15 protein-coding genes are annotated in these 17,483 nt (G+C 60.5%); 1 reads left to right on the top strand and 14 read right to left on the bottom strand.

The features are described from left to right. Positions 1 to 31 precede the first annotated feature (31 nt). The 6 genes from CAG02_RS08790 to CAG02_RS08765 are packed head-to-tail and all read right to left on the bottom strand — an operon-like array spanning position 32 to position 5,031. Entirely contained in the window at positions 32 to 667 is a 636-nt protein-coding gene (locus CAG02_RS08790) for a protein-L-isoaspartate(D-aspartate) O-methyltransferase (protein ID WP_169432601.1), read from the bottom strand. 41 nt (positions 668 to 708) lie between these two features. Beyond that, the gene (surE, locus tag CAG02_RS08785) at positions 709 to 1,458 is read right to left on the bottom strand and encodes a 5'/3'-nucleotidase SurE (protein ID WP_085712856.1); all 750 of its coding nucleotides are present in this window, start codon (positions 1,456 to 1,458) and stop codon (positions 709 to 711) included. Next, positions 1,446 to 2,504: a tRNA pseudouridine(13) synthase TruD gene (gene truD / locus CAG02_RS08780; protein WP_085712855.1), complete on the bottom strand. Its 1,059-nt coding sequence runs from the start codon at positions 2,502 to 2,504 to the stop codon at positions 1,446 to 1,448. The genes surE and truD overlap by 13 nt, the downstream gene beginning before the upstream one ends. Then, a complete protein-coding gene (gene ispF, locus CAG02_RS08775; protein WP_007954821.1) occupies positions 2,501 to 2,974 on the bottom strand; it encodes a 2-C-methyl-D-erythritol 2,4-cyclodiphosphate synthase in 474 nt (157 codons plus the stop codon). Before ispF ends, truD begins: the two co-directional genes overlap by 4 nt. Before the next feature lie 43 nt (positions 2,975 to 3,017). Then, positions 3,018 to 3,863 carry an S-formylglutathione hydrolase gene (gene fghA / locus CAG02_RS08770; RefSeq protein ID WP_085712854.1) on the bottom strand — a complete coding sequence of 282 codons (846 nt, stop codon included), beginning with the start codon at positions 3,861 to 3,863 and terminating at the stop codon, positions 3,018 to 3,020. A gap of 55 nt (positions 3,864 to 3,918) precedes the next feature. Further along, on the bottom strand, positions 3,919 to 5,031 hold the full coding sequence (locus CAG02_RS08765) for an S-(hydroxymethyl)glutathione dehydrogenase/class III alcohol dehydrogenase (RefSeq protein WP_085712853.1): 1,113 nt from the start codon (positions 5,029 to 5,031) through the stop codon (positions 3,919 to 3,921). A gap of 116 nt (positions 5,032 to 5,147) precedes the next feature. Here CAG02_RS08765 and CAG02_RS08760 point away from each other — a divergent pair, with 116 nt between their 5' ends. Further along, on the top strand, positions 5,148 to 6,044 hold the full coding sequence (locus CAG02_RS08760; RefSeq protein ID WP_085712852.1) for a LysR substrate-binding domain-containing protein: 897 nt from the start codon (positions 5,148 to 5,150) through the stop codon (positions 6,042 to 6,044). Here CAG02_RS08760 and ispD read toward each other — a convergent pair. The 8 genes from ispD to dnaE form a co-directional block, all read right to left on the bottom strand. After that, entirely contained in the window at positions 6,041 to 6,748 is a 708-nt protein-coding gene (gene ispD, locus CAG02_RS08755; RefSeq protein WP_085712851.1) for a 2-C-methyl-D-erythritol 4-phosphate cytidylyltransferase, read from the bottom strand. The genes CAG02_RS08760 and ispD overlap by 4 nt on opposite strands. Next, positions 6,745 to 7,023 (bottom strand): cell division protein FtsB, encoded by a 279-nt coding sequence (gene ftsB / locus CAG02_RS08750; protein WP_003222158.1) that lies wholly within the window; start codon positions 7,021 to 7,023, stop codon positions 6,745 to 6,747. Before ftsB ends, ispD begins: the two co-directional genes overlap by 4 nt. 171 nt (positions 7,024 to 7,194) lie before the next feature. Then, on the bottom strand, positions 7,195 to 8,484 hold the full coding sequence (eno, locus tag CAG02_RS08745; RefSeq protein ID WP_007954808.1) for a phosphopyruvate hydratase: 1,290 nt from the start codon (positions 8,482 to 8,484) through the stop codon (positions 7,195 to 7,197). Between the two features lie 156 nt (positions 8,485 to 8,640). Then, complete coding sequence (gene kdsA, locus CAG02_RS08740; protein WP_007954807.1) at positions 8,641 to 9,486, bottom strand: 3-deoxy-8-phosphooctulonate synthase; 846 nt, start codon at positions 9,484 to 9,486, stop codon at positions 8,641 to 8,643. Between the two features lie 5 nt (positions 9,487 to 9,491). Further along, positions 9,492 to 11,123: a CTP synthase gene (locus CAG02_RS08735; protein WP_011332696.1), complete on the bottom strand. Its 1,632-nt coding sequence runs from the start codon at positions 11,121 to 11,123 to the stop codon at positions 9,492 to 9,494. Positions 11,124 to 11,397: 274 nt separating this feature from the next. Next, complete coding sequence (gene tilS, locus CAG02_RS08730; protein ID WP_085712850.1) at positions 11,398 to 12,726, bottom strand: tRNA lysidine(34) synthetase TilS; 1,329 nt, start codon at positions 12,724 to 12,726, stop codon at positions 11,398 to 11,400. Positions 12,727 to 12,872: 146 nt separating this feature from the next. Next, entirely contained in the window at positions 12,873 to 13,820 is a 948-nt protein-coding gene (locus CAG02_RS08725; RefSeq protein WP_085712849.1) for an acetyl-CoA carboxylase carboxyltransferase subunit alpha, read from the bottom strand. A 140-nt stretch (positions 13,821 to 13,960) separates the two neighbouring features. Continuing rightward, positions 13,961 to 17,482, bottom strand: a complete 3,522-nt coding sequence (dnaE, locus tag CAG02_RS08720) for a DNA polymerase III subunit alpha (protein WP_085712848.1) — start codon at positions 17,480 to 17,482, stop codon at positions 13,961 to 13,963. Position 17,483: the final 1 nt, after the last annotated feature.

Genomic DNA, 17,483 nt, shown 5'->3' with positions numbered 1-17,483 from the left:
CGCAAGGAATTCAGCGCCGAAAAACAAATGCTCAGGCCAGCGGCCCGTTAAGCAATGGCACGAAACGCACCGCCCCGAGAACGTGCCGGGAGAAGCCGTTTTCTTCGCGCACGATCAACATCAATTGCTGAACTTCGCCTGAGCCGACCGGGATGACCATCCGCCCGCCCGGTGCCAGCTGATCGAGCAGCGCCTGGGGGACATCGGTCGCTACGGCCGTGACGATGATGCCGTTGTACGGCGCCAGTGCCGGCCAGCCTTCCCAGCCATCGCCCCAGCGGAACACCACGTTGCGCAGGTTGAGCTCGACCAGGCGTTCCTTGGCCCGGTCCTGCAGCACCTTGATCCGCTCGACAGAGAACACCCGCTCAACCAGTTGCGACAACACTGCGGTCTGGTAACCGGAACCGGTGCCGATCTCCAGCACCTTGTCCAGCGGCCCCGCCTCGAGCAGCAACTCGCTCATGCGCGCGACCATATAAGGCTGGGAGATGGTCTGGTTGTGGCCGATCGGCAGCGCGGTGTCTTCATAGGCACGGTGCGCCAGCGCTTCGTCGACGAAGAGATGGCGCGGGGTGCGGCGGATCACTTCCAGCACGTTCGCGTTGGACAGCCCTTCTTCATACAGACGCTGAATCAGGCGTTCACGGGTGCGCTGGGAGGTCATCCCGATGCCGCTGCGCAACCGGTCGTCTTGTTCACGAGCCATCAGTTGAGCCCCTCCAGCCAGCCGTCGAGACTTCTGAAAGCATCATTGAAGGTGCGATCGAGCTGCAACGGAGTGATGGAAACGTAGCCCTGCATCACCGCATGGAAATCGGTGCCCGGCCCGCCGTCCTCTGCATCGCCGGCGGCAGCGATCCAGTAACCGGCCTTGCCACGGGGATCGACCACTTTCATCGGCGCTGCCGCACGGGCGCGATGGCCCAGGCGCGTCAGCTGAATGCCGCGAATGTGATCGAGAGGCAGATTGGGGATGTTCACGTTCAGTACCGTGCGCGGTGGCAGATCGAGCCCGGCGTGAGCCTCGACCAGTTTGCGCGCAAAGTAGGCAGCGGTGGGCAGATTGTCTACCTGCCGGGAGGCCAGCGAGAAGGCAAACGATGGGCGTTCGAGAAAACGGCCTTCAAGGGCTGCCGCCACTGTCCCGGAATACAACACGTCGTCGCCCAGGTTGGCGCCGAGGTTGATGCCCGAAACCACCATGTCCGGTTCGCGCTCCAGCAAACCGTTGAGCCCCAGGTGCACGCAGTCGGTCGGAGTGCCGTTGAGACTGATGAAACCGTTGGCCAGGTATTGCGGGTGCAGCGGACGATCCAGTGTCAGCGAACTGCTGGCACCGCTTTTGTCCTGTTCCGGGGCGATAACCACGCATTCGGTGTAATCCGCCAGCGCAGCATAGAGCGCGGCAAGACCGGGCGCAGTCACCCCATCGTCGTTAGAAATCAGAATACGCATGGGCTGTCCGTCTGCCCCACCGGCACCAGATCAACGAGTTCGCGCACCAATACGGTGGCGAAGCATCCGGCCGGGAGGACGAATTCCAGTTGCAGAATGTCAGGCTCGGGATAATGCCACGTCAACCCGCCAATGGGCAGCCGCAGGATACGACGTTCGTGGCTCATACCGGCATTAATCAACCAATCGCGCAGATCCGCCTCGCGTGCGGCGATTGCCTGCTCCAGATCATGGACAGCGCCGGCGGCCGGTGAGTCACCTTCGCCCCACTGCGGGCCGGTCGGATGCAGATCGAGAATCGCCAGGCGCGGATCGCTGCACTCGGCAACACCGGCCGGGAAAAAGCTGCGGCTGTCGGTGAACGCCAGCAGATCGCCGACCTGGGCGCGTTGCCAGGTGCCATCGGCAACACGTGCCGCCAGCACCTGATTGAACAGAAAACTGCGTGCGGTCGACAGCAGGCGCGAACGCACATTGCGCTGCTCCGGCAGAGCCTTGCGCGCCGCCCATGAACGGGCATCGACGACGTTGCCACCGTCATGGCCGAAACGCTGGGCGCCGAAGTAGTTCGGGATGCCTTGTTTGGCAATCAGTTGCAGACGCTCGTCGATGGCGGCCTTGTCGCCATTGAACTGAGTCAGGCGCAAGGTAAAACCGTTGGCCGAATGCGCGCCGCGTTGCAGCTTGCGCTTGTGGCGGGTGGTCTTGAGGATCTTCAGCGTGTCGTTTTCCGCCGCCGACAGGTCCGGGTCAGCCTTGCCCGGCAGTTGCACGCTGAACCACTGGCGGGTCAGCGCCTGACGGTCTTTCAGGCCGGCATAGCTGACCGTGCGCAATGGCACGCCGGCCGCCTTGGCGATGCGGCGTGCCGCTTCTTCGGTGTTCAGACCGCGCTTTTCCACCCAGATCCACAGGTGCTCGCCATCACCGCTGAACGGAATGTCGAGGACTTCATCGACCTGGAAATCTTCAGCGATGGCTTTCAGTACCGCGGTGCCGAGGGCGTCGCCATAGGCCCGCGGGCCAAGCAGTTGCAGTTCGTTCATGCGCGCAGCAACAAGGCAACGGAATGCACGGCGATGCCTTCTTCGCGACCGACGAAGCCGAGCTTCTCGGTGGTGGTGGCTTTCACGTTCACTTGATCCAGTTCTACTTGCAGATCCGCGGCAATCAGCGCGCGCATCGATTCGATATGAGGGGCCATTTTCGGGGCCTGGGCAACGATGGTGTTGTCGACGTTGCCGACTTTCCAGCCTTTGGCGTGGATCAGGCTGACCACATGACGCAACAGCACACGGCTGTCGGCGCCCTTGAATTGCGGGTCGGTGTCCGGGAAATGCTTGCCGATATCCCCCAGCGCCGCCGCGCCGAGCAAGGCATCGCTCAAGGCATGCAGCAGGACGTCACCGTCGGAGTGAGCGAGCAGCCCGAAGCCGTGTGCGATTCGCACGCCGCCCAGAGTAATGAAATCGCCTTCAGCGAAACGGTGCACATCATAGCCGTGGCCAATACGCATAAAAAAACGCCCCGAATTTTGTCAGGGCGTGATTCTACCTGCATTAGCCCTTTAGAGCGCGTGCGTGATGTTGCAAGTGGTCGTCTATGAAGCTCGCGATGAAGAAATAGCTGTGGTCGTAGCCCGGCTGCAGGCGCAACGTCAGCGGATGCCCCGCCTGTTTTGCCGCTTGTTGCAGCGCTTCCGGCTTGAGTTGGGTGGCAAGGAAATCGTCGCGGTCACCCTGATCGACCAGCAATGGCAGTTTCTCGTCGACCTCGGCGATCAGCGCACAGGCATCCCACTCGCGCCATTTCGAACGATCTTCGCCCAGATAACGGGAGAACGCCTTCTGACCCCACGGGCAATCCATCGGATTGTTGATCGGCGAGAACGCCGACACCGAAAGATAGCGCCCCGGATTGCGCAATGCACAGACCAGCGCACCGTGACCGCCCATGGAGTGACCGCTGATGCCGCGCTTGTCCGACGCCGGGAAATGCGCTTCAACCAGTGAAGGCAATTCCTGCACGACATAGTCATGCATCCGATAGTGCCGCGACCATGGTTCCTGCGTGGCATTCAGGTAGAACCCGGCACCGAGGCCGAAATCCCACGCGCCATCAGGGTCACCCGGTACATCGGCGCCACGGGGGCTGGTGTCCGGCGCCACGATGATCAACCCCAGTTCGGCTGCCATGCGCATGGCGCCGGCCTTCTGCATGAAGTTCTCGTCCGTGCAGGTCAGGCCCGACAGCCAGTACAGCACCGGCAGCTTGCCGCCCTGCTCTGCCTGTGGCGGCAGATACACGGCGAACACCATGTCGCAACCCAGTACTTCGGAGCGATGGCGATAGCGCTTGTGCCAGCCGCCGAAACTCTTCTGACAGGAGATGTTTTCCAGACTCATGTAGGACTCCTACGCAACCACGGCTGCGCATTGGCAGCCGTGGCATCGCGATTGATCAGAAATGAATGACGGTACGGATGCTCTTGCCTTCGTGCATCAGATCGAAGGCCTTGTTGATGTCTTCCAGACCCATGGTGTGAGTGATGAAGGTATCCAGCGGGATTTCGCCGGTCTGAGCCATGTCGACGTAGCTTGGCAATTCGCTACGACCACGCACGCCACCGAACGCCGAACCGCGCCAGACGCGACCGGTCACCAGCTGGAACGGACGGGTGGCGATTTCCTGGCCGGCACCGGCAACACCGATGATCACCGACTCGCCCCAGCCTTTATGGCAGCACTCGAGGGCTGCGCGCATCAGTTGCACGTTGCCGATGCATTCGAAGGAGAAGTCGACGCCGCCATCGGTCATGTCGACGATCACTTCCTGGATCGGACGATCGAAGTCTTTCGGGTTCACGCAGTCGGTGGCGCCCAGTTGCCTGGCGATTTCGAACTTGGCCGGGTTGATGTCGATGGCGATGATGCGCGAGGCCTTGGCCTTCACCGCGCCAATCACCGCCGACAGACCGATGCCGCCAAGACCGAAGATGGCCACGGTGTCACCCGGTTTGACCTTGGCGGTGTTGATCACCGCACCAATCCCGGTGGTCACGCCGCAACCGAGCAGGCAGACCTTTTCCAGCGGTGCATCCTTGGAGATCTTGGCCACGGAGATTTCCGGCAGCACGGTGTACTCGGAGAAGGTCGAGGTACCCATGTAGTGGAAAATCGTTTGGCCCTTGTAGGAAAAACGCGAAGTGCCGTCCGGCATCAGGCCCTTGCCCTGAGTGGCGCGAATCGCCTGGCACAGGTTGGTCTTGCCCGACTTGCAGAATTTGCACTGACCGCATTCCGGGGTGTACAGCGGGATCACGTGGTCGCCAACAGCCACCGAGGTCACGCCCTCGCCGATCGCTTCAACGATGGCACCACCTTCGTGACCGAGGATCGACGGGAAGATACCTTCCGGGTCAGCGCCGGACAGAGTGTAGGCGTCGGTATGGCAAACCCCGGAAGCCACCACGCGCAGCAACACTTCACCGGCCTTCGGCATGGCGACATCGACTTCTACGATTTCCAGCGGCTTCTTGGCCTCGAAGGCAACGGCGGCGCGCGACTTGATCATGCTGACTCTCCAGTGAATCCATTGAATAAAAAAACAGACTGGCAGTGTAGTCCAGCGCCGATTGATGAATAATCCGGACAAAAGCAAAACATTATTGCCATACAGGGATAATCCCGATGTCCGAAAACCGTTGGGAAGGCATCGACGAGTTCGTTGCCGTTGCCGAATGCAGCCAGTTCACCGCGGCTGCCGAACGCCTGGGCGTTTCTTCCTCGCACATCAGTCGACAAATCGTACGGCTGGAAGAGCGTTTGCAGACACGACTGCTCTACCGCAGTACCCGGCGCGTCACCCTTACCGAAGCAGGCCAGACGTTCCTGCAACATTGCCAACGCCTGCAGGATGGTCGTGAAGAAGCGTTGCGTGCGGTTGGTGATCTGACCAGCGAACCCAAAGGCATGCTGCGCATGACCTGTGCCGTGGCGTATGGCGAGCGCTTCATCGTGCCGCTGGTGACCCGGTTCATGGGGCACTACCCGCAACTGCGCATCGATATCGAACTGACCAACCGGCAACTCGATCTGGTGCATGAAGGCCTGGATCTGGCGATCCGTCTCGGGCGTCTTCAGGATTCCCGGCTGGTGGCGACTCGTCTGGCCCCACGGCGCATGTACCTCTGCGCATCGCCGTCCTACCTCGAACGGTACGGTCGGCCACATAGTTTGTCGGAACTGAGCCGGCACAATTGCCTGATCGGCAGCTCGGATATCTGGCAGCTGGAACAGAACGGGCGGGAATTTTCCCAACGGGTACAGGGAAACTGGCGCTGCAACAGTGGGCAAGCGGTGCTGGATGCGGCGTTGCAAGGCGTGGGTTTGTGTCAGTTGCCGGACTATTACGTGCTGGAGCACCTGCACAGCGGTGCGTTGATCTCTTTGCTGGAAGCGCATCAACCGCCGAATACGGCGGTGTGGGCACTGTATCCACAGCAAAGGCACCTTTCGCCGAAGGTGCGCAAACTGGTGGATTTTCTCAAGGAAGGTTTGGCCGAACGGCCGGAGTACCGGATTTAACGACGGTTGGCCCAGCGCTGGCGCAACCATTCGAGGTCTTCCGGGCGGGTGACTTTCAGGTTATCCGCACGGCCTTCGATCAGACGCGGCGCCAGGCCGGCCCACTCCATCGCCGAGGCTTCATCGGTGATCAGCGCATCGGCCACCAGACTGTCCGCCAGCGCGCGGTGCAAGGCACCGAGGCGAAACATCTGCGGCGTGTAGGCCTGCCAGATCACGCTGCGATCCACGGTTTCGACCACACGACCGTGCCTGTCGACCCGCTTGAGAGTGTCGCGCGCTGGCACGGCCAGCAGGCCGCCCACTGAATCGTCGGCAAGTTCTGAAAGTAACTTATCGAGATCGTCACGGCTCAGATTGGGCCGTGCTGCATCGTGCACCAGCACCCAATCCTCATCGTCGGCACCTTGCGCATGCAAATGCAGCAAGGCGTTGAGCACCGAACCGGAACGCTCGGCGCCGCCATCGACCCGTTGAATTCGCGGATCGCTGGCGCTGGCGAGGCTCGGCCAATAAGGATCATCGACAGCAAGACTGACCACCAGGCCCTTGAGGCTCGGGTGATCGAGGAAACAGCCGAGGCTGTGTTCGAGAATTGTGCGCCCGCCCAATTGCAGGTATTGCTTGGGACGGTCCGCGGCCATACGGGCACCGACGCCCGCGGCAGGAATCACGGCCCAGAAGGCCGGCAGGGAATCGATCATTGGGCCAACTGGTAAAGGGTTTCGCCGTCCTTGACCATGCCCAGTTCGTGACGAGCCCGCTCTTCAACGGTCTCCATGCCTTTCTTCAACTCGCTGACTTCAGCGTCCATCACCCGGTTGCGCTCCAGCAGGGCTTCGTTCTCGGCGTGTTGATCAGCGATCTGCTGATTCAGTTCGGCAACTTGCGCCAGACTGCCATTGCCCACCCACAGGCGGTACTGCAGACCGGCCAGCAGCAAGAGCAAGACGAGAAACAACCAGTAAGGACTGCGCATCGAATATCAGGTATCCAGTGAAAAAAGACAGCCACGCAAAAACTTTGAAGCATCTGATAGCACGAAGCCTGGAATATCCAGGCTTGTGCATATAAGGCATCAGATTAGTGGCAAATCCATCGCTGTCACGACTTTTCCGACACAATCCGGTGTCTTTTTAACATGTAGCGATCAGCCGCGGAACTCGGAGCGACCGTTGTACTTGGCTTTGCCATTCAACTGCTCTTCGATACGCAGCAGTTGGTTGTACTTGGAAACGCGGTCGGAACGGCACAGCGAGCCGGTCTTGATCTGGCCAGCCGAAGTACCCACGGCCAGATCGGCAATGGTCGAATCTTCGGTTTCGCCCGAACGGTGCGAGATCACGGCGGTGTAACCGGCAGCCTTGGCCATCTGGATGGCTTCCAGGGTTTCGGTCAGGGTGCCGATCTGGTTGAACTTGATCAGGATCGAGTTGGCGATCTTCTTGTCGATGCCTTCTTTCAGGATCTTGGTGTTGGTCACGAACAGGTCGTCGCCGACCAGCTGGGTCTTCTCGCCGATCTTGTCCGTGAGGATCTTCCAGCCAGCCCAGTCGGACTCGTCCAGACCGTCTTCGATCGAGATGATCGGGTAACGCTCGGTCAGGCCTTTCAGGTAGTCGGCGAAACCTTCAGCGGTGAACACCTGGCCTTCGCCGGACAGGTTGTACTTGCCGTCTTCGAAGAATTCGCTGGCCGCGCAGTCCAGAGCCAGGGTCACGTCGGTGCCCAGCTTGTAACCGGCGTTGGCAACGGCTTCGGAGATCACTTTCAGTGCGTCTTCGTTGGACGCCAGGTTTGGAGCGAAACCGCCTTCGTCACCGACAGCAGTGCTCAGGCCACGGGCCTTCAGAACAGCTTTCAGGTGATGGAAAATCTCGGTGCCCATGCGCAGACCTTCCGAGAAAGACTTGGCGCCAACCGGCTGAACCATGAATTCCTGGATGTCGACGTTGTTGTCGGCGTGTTCGCCACCGTTGATGATGTTCATCATCGGAACCGGCATCGAGTACACACCCGGGGTGCCGTTCAGGTTGGCGATGTGTGCGTACAGCGGCAGGTCCTGATCCTGTGCTGCCGCCTTGGCCGCAGCCAGGGAAACGGCGAGGATGGCGTTGGCGCCCAGGGTTGCCTTGTTTTCGGTACCGTCGAGCTTGATCATCGCGTGATCCAGGGCTTTCTGATCGCTCGGGTCGGTGCCCAGCAGCAGATCGCGGATCGGACCGTTGATGTTGGCTACCGCCTTGAGCACGCCCTTGCCCAGGTAACGGCTCTTGTCGCCATCACGCAGCTCGAGCGCTTCACGCGAGCCAGTGGATGCACCGGACGGCGCGCAAGCGCTGCCGATGATGCCGTTGTCGAGAAGCACGTCCGCTTCCACGGTGGGATTGCCACGGGAGTCGAGAACTTCACGACCTTTGATGTCGACGATTTTTGCCATTGTTGTAAACACTCCAAAGTTGACGAAAACGACGCAGCTAGAGGAAATCTTTTGACCGTCGGCAAGTGGTGTACAGCGGGCAGCTTGCAGACGACAACGCTCATACCCGAGGGCATGAGCGACAAATCGTGCGGTACTTTACCGGAGAATTGAGGTTTACGCGGTTTCTACCGTCGGAAAACTCTTCACCAGTTCGTCCAGGGCTTTGAGCTGGGCCAGGAATGGCTCCAGTTTGTCCAGACGCAAGGCACAAGGGCCGTCGCATTTGGCGTTGTCCGGATCCGGGTGCGCTTCGAGGAACAGGCCCGCCAGCGACTGGCTCATGCCCGCCTTGGCCAGGTCGGTGACCTGGGCGCGGCGACCGCCGGCGGAGTCGGAACGACCGCCAGGCATTTGCAGCGAATGGGTCACGTCGAAGAATACCGGGTACTCGAACTGCTTCATGATGCCGAAGCCGAGCATGTCCACCACGAGGTTGTTGTAGCCGAAGCTCGAACCACGCTCGCAGAGGATCAATTGATCGTTACCCGCTTCCACGCACTTGTTCAGGATGTGTTTCATTTCCTGAGGCGCGAGGAACTGGGCTTTCTTGATGTTGATGACGGCATTGGTCTTGGCCATCGCGACGACCAGATCGGTCTGGCGCGACAGGAAGGCCGGCAGCTGGATGATGTCGCAGACCTCAGCGACGACCGCGGCCTGGTCAGGCTCGTGGACGTCGGTGATGATCGGCACGCCGAAGGCTTGTTTGATGTCCTGGAAGATGCGCATGCCCTCTTCCAGGCCAGGACCGCGATAGGAGGTCACAGAAGAACGGTTGGCCTTGTCGAAGCTGGCCTTGAACACGTAAGGGATGCCGAGCTTTTCGGTGACCTTCACGTACTCTTCGCAAACCTGCATGGCCATGTCACGGCTTTCCAGCACGTTCATGCCGCCGAACAGCACCATGGGTTTGTCGTTGGCAATCTCGATGTCGCCGACGCGGATGATCTTCTGTGCCATCGGGGTTACGCCTTCTTCTGGTGTTGAGCCAACGCTGCTTTCACGAAACCGCTGAACAGCGGGTGACCGTCACGCGGAGTCGAGGTGAATTCCGGGTGGAACTGGCAAGCGACGAACCATGGATGATCCGGTGCTTCGACCACTTCGACCAGCGCAGCATCGGAAGAACGACCGGAAATCTTCAGGCCGGCCTCGATGATTTGCGGCAGCAGGTTGTTGTTCACTTCGTAACGGTGACGGTGACGCTCGACAATCACATCCTTGCCGTAGCAGTCGTGCACCTTGGAGCCGGCTTCGAGCAGGCATTCCTGAGCGCCGAGGCGCATGGTGCCGCCCAGGTCGGACGCTTCGGTACGCACTTCAACGGCGCCGGTGGCGTCTTCCCACTCGGTGATCAGACCGACAACCGGATGGCCGCTGGCACGATCGAACTCGGTGGAGTTGGCGTCTTTCCAGCCCAGTACGTTACGGGCGAACTCGATGACCGCCACTTGCATGCCCAGGCAGATACCCAGGTACGGAACCTTGTTTTCGCGAGCGTATTGAACGGCAGTGATCTTGCCTTCCACGCCACGCAGACCGAAACCGCCCGGTACGAGGATCGCGTCGACGCCTTCCAGCAGCGCAGTGCCCTGGTTCTCGATGTCTTCGGAATCGATGTAGCGCAGGTTGACCTTGGTGCGGTTGGTGATGCCGGCGTGACTCATCGCTTCGATCAGCGACTTGTAGGCGTCCAGCAGTTCCATGTACTTGCCGACCATCGCGATGGTGACTTCGTGCTCAGGGTTCAGCTTGGCATCGACGACCTTTTCCCACTCGGACAGGTCGGCGCCATTGCATTGCAGGCCGAAACGCTCGACGACGAAATCGTCCAGACCCTGGGCGTGCAGCACGGCCGGGATCTTGTAGATGGTGTCGACGTCTTCCAGGGAGATCACCGCACGCTCTTCAACGTTGGTGAACAGCGCGATCTTGCGACGCGACGACACATCCACCGGATGGTCGGAGCGGCAGATCAGCACGTCTGGCTGCAGGCCGATCGAACGCAGCTCTTTTACGGAGTGCTGAGTCGGCTTGGTCTTGGTCTCGCCAGCAGTGGCGATGTACGGAACCAGGGTCAGGTGCATCAGCATCGCGCGCTTGGAACCGACTTCCACACGCAGCTGGCGGATGGCTTCGAGGAACGGTTGCGATTCGATGTCGCCAACGGTACCGCCGATTTCCACCAGGGCCACGTCGGCATCGCCGGCGCCCTTGATGATGCGACGCTTGATTTCGTCGGTGATGTGCGGAATCACCTGGATGGTTGCACCCAGGTAGTCACCACGGCGCTCTTTGCGCAGCACGTGCTCGTAGACACGGCCGGTGGTGAAGTTGTTGTTCTGGGTCATGGTCGTGCGGATGAACCGCTCGTAGTGGCCCAGGTCCAGGTCGGTCTCGGCGCCGTCGTGGGTGACGAACACTTCACCGTGCTGGAACGGGCTCATGGTGCCCGGGTCGACGTTGATGTACGGATCCAGCTTCAGCATGGTGACCTTAAGCCCCCGCGCCTCCAGGATGGCCGCCAATGAAGCCGATGCAATGCCTTTCCCCAAAGAAGAAACAACACCGCCCGTGACGAATATGTAGCGCGTCATGAAAAACCCTAGAAGTCTGCGTTAAAGCGGTCCGAGCCGCCGGGGAAAGCGAAGGAAGGCCGAAGCCCCCGATCACCTGCATTAATCACAGTGCACCTTTCAAAAAAACCGCCGCGTTGGGACAGACCGGAAGTGAAAACACCGGTACGTTGCTCGCTACACATTTTTTGGAATCGCCCAGCAAAGACTGCTTGGTAATCGGCAACTCCTGCAATTCAGGCGAATCCACAGAAGTTGTATCAAGAAGGGAGCGTAGTCTACCGGAATGCCCCCTTCATCTCAAACCTTGATCTTCGTCAGAAGGCTGCCAATGCAATCGCCAGCCTTCCGGTGCATTGCTGTCGAGCCCCGGCAGGTTCGCCACGGCGAGCAATTCTTCACCGCGAAACAGCAGCGGCAATCTGCCACGCACGAAGGCCGGCACCGCGCGCTCATTGAGCAGGCGCTTGAGATCGCGATGTCCGCGATCCGCCAGATGCATCACCTCGCCACCCTGCCGATAGCGGATCTGCAGCGGCCCCGCGGGATTCTGACCGCTGAACATGACACGCCCGTTATCGGGCAAGCGTAGCGCCGCCGACGTCTCGCGCCAGTCGCCGCTGACCACCGGCGTGCGCAACCAATGACCGCTGAGCCACCACAGGCGACCGGCGCTGCGGTGCAACTCGCCATCCGCCAGACGCCAGACCGGAGCGGCGTAGTGACCGGCATCGCGCAGATCGATCCAACCCGACCAATGGTCGGTATCCGGCAGTCGGGTGAGCGGTTCAAGCCAGTGACTGAGTGCATTGCGTTGGCGCGCATCGGACAACCCGGCGATGGCCGCGAACTCCAGCGATGGCAATCCCGACCATTCGAACTCACCGGGCAAGCTCGCTTGAGCCAGATCGATCTGCGCCAGCTCATCGAGCAACCCCTGCGCCTCACGCAAATGCGCCGCGCTGCGGGCCATGCTGGCGTGAGCCTGTGGCCAGCGACCGGTCAGCAACGGCATGACCTGATGGCGCAGATAGTTGCGCGAGAACTGTCGATCCTGATTCGACGGATCCTCCACCCAATGCAGATCATGATCCCGCGCATAGGCTTCCAGTTCGGCACGCGTGACGTCGAGCAAGGGCCGAACCAGACTGCCCTGCCCCAACGCTCGTTGCGCCGGCATGCCGGACAGGCCGCGCACCCCGGCGCCTCGCAGCAACCGGAACAACAGGGTTTCTGCCTGGTCGTCGCGGTGCTGGCCCGTCATCAACACATCATTGATCCGGGTCGCTGAAGTGAATGCCACGTAACGCGCATCCCGCGCCACACGCTCAAGGCTGGCGCCCTTTTGCACGGTCACGTGAACAATCTGCAATGGAATGCCCAAGGCGTCACAGACAGCCTGGCAATGCGCCGGCCACGCGTCGGCCGCGGCTTGAAGGCCGTGATGGACATGGATGGCGCTTAGCGCCGGAAGGGATTCGGATTTGGCGAGCGTTGCCAGAAGGTGCAGCAGGACGGTGGAGTCGAGGCCACCCGAGAAAGCGATACGCCAATGGGCCGCATCGAGCCAGGGCTTGAGATTACGCAGAAGCCTGGAAGGCAAATCAATCGAGGGCTGACCCATTTTTCTACCTTTTCACAAACCAAATGTGGGAGCGGGCTTGCTCGCGAAAGCTATGAAACAGCCAACACAGTTGTTGAATGTTACATCGCATTCGCGGGCAAGCCCGCTCCCACAGTGTTTTGCATCGCTGGCCGAAACGGCTCGACTTAGAGACCGTAGCTCATCAGACGATCGTAACGACGCTTGAGCAGCGCTTCGTTGTCGAGCTTCTTCAGCATCGCCAGTTGCGAGCTCAGCTCGGCACGGATCGAAGCAGCAGCCGCCGCCGGATCGCGGTGGGCGCCGCCCAGAGGCTCGCCGATCACTTTGTCGACGATGCCCAGGCCTTTCAGACGCTCGGCGGTGATGCCCATTGCTTCAGCGGCATCCGGCGCCTTTTCTGCGGTTTTCCACAGAATCGAAGCGCAACCTTCCGGTGAAATTACCGCGTAAGTCGAGTACTGCAGCATGTTCAGCTGATCGCAGACACCGATCGCCAGTGCGCCGCCGGAACCACCTTCACCGATCACGGTGGCGATGATCGGGGTTTTCAGGCGAGCCATGACGCGCAGGTTCCAGGCGATCGCTTCGCTCTGGTTGCGCTCTTCGGCGTCGATGCCTGGGTAGGCGCCCGGGGTGTCAATGAACGTCAGGATCGGCATCTTGAAGCGTTCGGCCATTTCCATCAGGCGGCAAGCCTTGCGGTAGCCTTCCGGGCGCGGCATGCCGAAGTTGCGGCGTACCTTTTCGCGCACTTCACGGCCCTTCTGGTGACCGATCACCATCACTGGCTGGTCTTCCAGACGTGCCACGCCACCTACAATGGCCGCGTCGTCGGAGAAGTGACGGTCACCGTGCAGTTCGTCGAACTCGGTGAAGATGTGCTCGATGTAGTCCAGGGTGTATGGACGTTTCGGGTGACGTGCCAGACGTGCGATCTGCCAGCTGGTCAGCTTGCCGAAGATGTCTTCGGTGAGCGTCTTGCTCTTGTCCTGCAGGCGGGAGATCTCATCGCCGATATTCAGCGAATTGTCATTACCGACCAAGCGCAACTCTTCGATCTTGGCTTGCAGGTCGGCGATCGGCTGTTCGAAATCCAGGAAATTCGGGTTCATAGGCGTCCGTCTTGGGTCGTGTCCCAAGTGAGCTTGGGGCCGGCCGGTTGTCTATTCGCGCCCTACCTTAAGGGAGAGGCGCGCTGAGGTCGAGATTAAAAATTCAGGTTGTGGGCAGGCGGTTCGGTCTCACCTGCCGGTCAACGGTATTGGAGGAAGACGTTGTCTCGCCCGAACTGGTCACGCAGGGCTTGAATCAAGGCATCCGCCGGGTCGATCCGCCAGGTCTCGCCAAACTGCAGCAAGGTCTTCGCATCCGGGCTGGTGTATTCCATGGTGATCGGGCATGCCCCGCGATGACGCTTGAGCAAATCCCCCAACCAGCGTAGCTGATCGCCTTTCAGGTCCTGGGTCTGCAGCTTCAGGCGCAGACTCTCGGCCAGGTTGGTGCGCGCATCTTCCATGCTCATCACCCGTTTGACCCGCAGGCGCAGGCCGCCGGAGAAGTCATCGTTGCTGACCTCGCCTTCGACCACCACCATCGCATCGGTCTGCAACAGCGACTGCGCGGAGTGGAACGCATCGGCAAACAGCGACGCCTCGATCCGTCCGGAGCGGTCGTCGAGGGTGATGAAACCCATCTTGTCGCCCTTTTTGTTCTTCATCACCCGCAGGGCAATGATCATCCCCGCCACGGTCTGGGTATCCCGGGCCGGCTTCAGGTCGATGATGCGCTGGCGGGCGAAACGGCGGATTTCGCCTTCGTATTCGTCGATCGGGTGGCCGGTCAGGTACAGGCCGAGGGTGTCTTTTTCCCCCTTCAGGCGTTCCTTGAGCGTCAGTTCCTTGGCCTTGCGATGCAGCGCGTAAACGTCTGCGTCTTCCTCGACGAACAGCCCGCCGAACAGGTCGGCGTGACCACTGTCGCGGGTGCGTGCAGTCTGTTCGGCCGACTTGATCGCCTCTTCCATCGCCGCCAGCAGCACCGCGCGGTTGCGGTCGATGTTGGCCTGATAAGCCTTTTGCTCGTCATGGAAGTACGGGCCGAGACGATCCAGCGCGCCGCTGCGGATCAGGCCGTCCAGCGTACGCTTGTTGATGCGCTTGAGGTCGACCCGGGCGCAGAAGTCAAACAGATCCTTGAACGGACCGGCCTGACGCGCTTCGGTAATCGCCTCCACCGGGCCTTCGCCGACGCCTTTGATCGCGCCCAGGCCGTACACGATGCGGCCCTCGTCGTTCACCGTGAACTTGAACTCCGACGTGTTCACGTCCGGCGCGTCGAGGCGCAGCTTCATCGTGCGCACTTCCTCGATCAAGGTCACGACCTTGTCGGTGTTGTGCATATCCGCCGACAGTACCGCAGCCATGAACGGCGCCGGGTAGTGAGCCTTCAGCCAGGCGGTCTGGTACGACACCAGGCCGTAGGCGGCAGAGTGGGATTTGTTGAAACCGTAACCGGCGAATTTTTCCACCAGGTCGAAAATGTTACCGGCAAGGTCCGCGTCGATATTGTTCGACGCACAACCCTCAATGAAACCGCCGCGCTGCTTGGCCATTTCCTCGGGCTTTTTCTTACCCATCGCCCGACGCAGCATGTCCGCACCACCGAGGGTGTAACCGGCCATGACCTGGGCGATCTGCATCACCTGTTCCTGATACAGGATGATGCCGTAGGTCGGTGCCAGTACCGGCTGCAAGCCTTCGTACTGGTAATCCGGGTGCGGATACGCCAGTTCCGCGCGACCGTGCTTGCGGTTGATGAAGTCATCCACCATGCCGGACTGCAACGGGCCCGGACGGAACAGGGCCACCAGTGCGATAAGGTCTTCGAGGCAGTCGGGCTTGAGCTTTTTGATCAGCTCTTTCATGCCGCGGGATTCAAGCTGGAACACCGCAGTGGTTTCAGCTTTTTGCAGAAGTTGATAGGTCGGCTTGTCATCCAGCGGGATGAACGCGATGTCCAGCGGCGGCTCGTTGACCTTGGCGCGGTCGCGATTGATGGTTTTCAGCGCCCAGTCGATGATCGTCAGGGTCCGCAGGCCGAGGAAGTCGAACTTCACCAGACCGGCCGCTTCCACGTCATCCTTGTCGAACTGGGTTACCAGACCATCGCCAGCCTCGTCGCAATAGATCGGCGAGAAGTCGGTCAGCTTGGTCGGCGCGATCACCACACCACCGGCGTGTTTACCGACGTTACGAACCACGCCTTCGAGTTTGCGCGCCATCTCCCAGATTTCCGCCGCTTCTTCATCGACCTTGATGAAGTCGCGCAGGATTTCTTCCTGCTCGTAGGCTTTTTCCAGGGTCATGCCGACTTCGAACGGAATCATCTTCGACAGACGATCCGCCAGGCCGAACGACTTGCCCTGGGCCCGCGCCACGTCCCGCACCACAGCCTTTGCCGCCATGGAACCGAAGGTGATGATCTGGCTCACGGCGTTACGGCCGTACTTTTCGGCCACGTAGTCGATTACCCGGTCGCGGCCGTCCATGCAGAAGTCGACGTCGAAGTCGGGCATGGATACCCGTTCCGGGTTGAGGAAACGTTCGAACAGCAGGTCGTATTCCAGCGGATCAAGGTCGGTGATCTTCTGCACATAGGCCACCAGCGATCCGGCACCCGACCCCCGGCCCGGGCCCACCGGCACGCCGTTGTTCTTGGCCCACTGGATAAAGTCCATCACGATCAGGAAGTAACCGGGGAATCCCATCTGGATGATGATATCCAGCTCGAAATTCAGCCGGTCGACATAGACCTGACGCTTGGCCTCGTAATCTTCGGTGGTGTCCTTGGGCAGCAGCACGCTGAGGCGCTCGTCCAGACCATCGAATGACACCTTGCGGAAATACTCGTCGATGGTCATGCCATCGGGAATCGGATAGTCCGGCAGGAAGTGCTTGCCCAGTTTCACGTCGATGTTGCAGCGCTTGGCGATCTCGACGGTGTTTTCCACGGCATCCGGCAGGTCGCTGAACAGCTCGGCCATTTCCTCGGCGCTTTTCAGGTACTGCTGATCGCTGTAATTCTTCGAACGACGCGGATCGTCGAGGGCCCGGCCCTCACCGATGCAGACGCGGGTTTCGTGGGCGGCGAAGTCTTCCTGCTTGATGAAGCGCACATCGTTGGTGGCGACCAGCGGTGCGCCGAGTTTCTCGGCCAGGGCCACGGCGCCGTGCAATTGTTCTTCGTCGTTCGGGCGGTTGGTGCGCTGGATTTCCAGATAGAAACGATCCGGGAATACCGACATCCACTCACGGGTCAGGACTTCGGCCTCGGCGGGGTTGCCGCCGATCATCGCCATGCCGATCTCACCTTCTTTCGCGGCGGACAGCATGATCAGGCCTTCGTTGGCCTCGGCCACCCACTCGCGCTCGATGATGATCATGCCGTTGCGCTGACCGTCGATGAAGCCACGGGAAATCAGTTCGGTGAGGTTGCGATAGCCCAGGGCATTCATGACCAGCAGGCTGATCCGGCTCAGCGGGCCATCCGGGTCCTTGTTCGACAGCCACAGGTCCGCGCCGCAGATCGGCTTGATCCCCGCGCCCATGGTGTTTTTATAGAACTTGACCAGCGAACACATGTTGTTCTGGTCGGTAACCGCAACGGCCGGCATGCCCATGCCGGTCAGGGCCTTGACCAGCGGCTTGATCCGCACCAGCCCGTCGACCAGGGAGTATTCAGTGTGCAGGCGTAGATGAACGAATGAAGCCGGCATA

This window comes from Pseudomonas sp. R43(2017) (assembly GCF_002112345.1).
Classification (GTDB): domain Bacteria; phylum Pseudomonadota; class Gammaproteobacteria; order Pseudomonadales; family Pseudomonadaceae; genus Aquipseudomonas; species Aquipseudomonas kribbensis.
This window is presented reverse-complemented; position numbering and strand designations above follow the sequence as displayed.

Bases quoted from the DNA above. Each gene is read 5' to 3' on its own strand.
- ispD (WP_085712851.1), bottom strand. From the start codon at position 6,748: ATGATCGATTCCCTGCCGGCCTTCTGGGCCGTGATTCCTGCCGCGGGC.
- CAG02_RS08765 (WP_085712853.1), bottom strand. From the start codon at position 5,031: ATGATCAAGTCGCGCGCCGCCGTTGCCTTCGAGGCCAAGAAGCCGCTG.
- fghA (WP_085712854.1), bottom strand. From the start codon at position 3,863: ATGAGTCTGGAAAACATCTCCTGTCAGAAGAGTTTCGGCGGCTGGCAC.
- eno (WP_007954808.1), bottom strand. From the start codon at position 8,484: ATGGCAAAAATCGTCGACATCAAAGGTCGTGAAGTTCTCGACTCCCGT.
- CAG02_RS08735 (WP_011332696.1), bottom strand. From the start codon at position 11,123: ATGACGCGCTACATATTCGTCACGGGCGGTGTTGTTTCTTCTTTGGGG.
- CAG02_RS08725 (WP_085712849.1), bottom strand. From the start codon at position 13,820: ATGAACCCGAATTTCCTGGATTTCGAACAGCCGATCGCCGACCTGCAA.
- surE (WP_085712856.1), bottom strand. From the start codon at position 1,458: ATGCGTATTCTGATTTCTAACGACGATGGGGTGACTGCGCCCGGTCTT.
- truD (WP_085712855.1), bottom strand. From the start codon at position 2,504: ATGAACGAACTGCAACTGCTTGGCCCGCGGGCCTATGGCGACGCCCTC.
- ftsB (WP_003222158.1), bottom strand. From the start codon at position 7,023: ATGCGCAGTCCTTACTGGTTGTTTCTCGTCTTGCTCTTGCTGCTGGCC.
- kdsA (WP_007954807.1), bottom strand. From the start codon at position 9,486: ATGGCACAGAAGATCATCCGCGTCGGCGACATCGAGATTGCCAACGAC.
- tilS (WP_085712850.1), bottom strand. From the start codon at position 12,726: ATGGGTCAGCCCTCGATTGATTTGCCTTCCAGGCTTCTGCGTAATCTC.
- dnaE (WP_085712848.1), bottom strand. From the start codon at position 17,482: ATGCCGGCTTCATTCGTTCATCTACGCCTGCACACTGAATACTCCCTG.
- CAG02_RS08790 (WP_169432601.1), bottom strand. From the start codon at position 667: ATGACCTCCCAGCGCACCCGTGAACGCCTGATTCAGCGTCTGTATGAA.
- CAG02_RS08760 (WP_085712852.1), top strand. From the start codon at position 5,148: ATGTCCGAAAACCGTTGGGAAGGCATCGACGAGTTCGTTGCCGTTGCC.
- ispF (WP_007954821.1), bottom strand. From the start codon at position 2,974: ATGCGTATTGGCCACGGCTATGATGTGCACCGTTTCGCTGAAGGCGAT.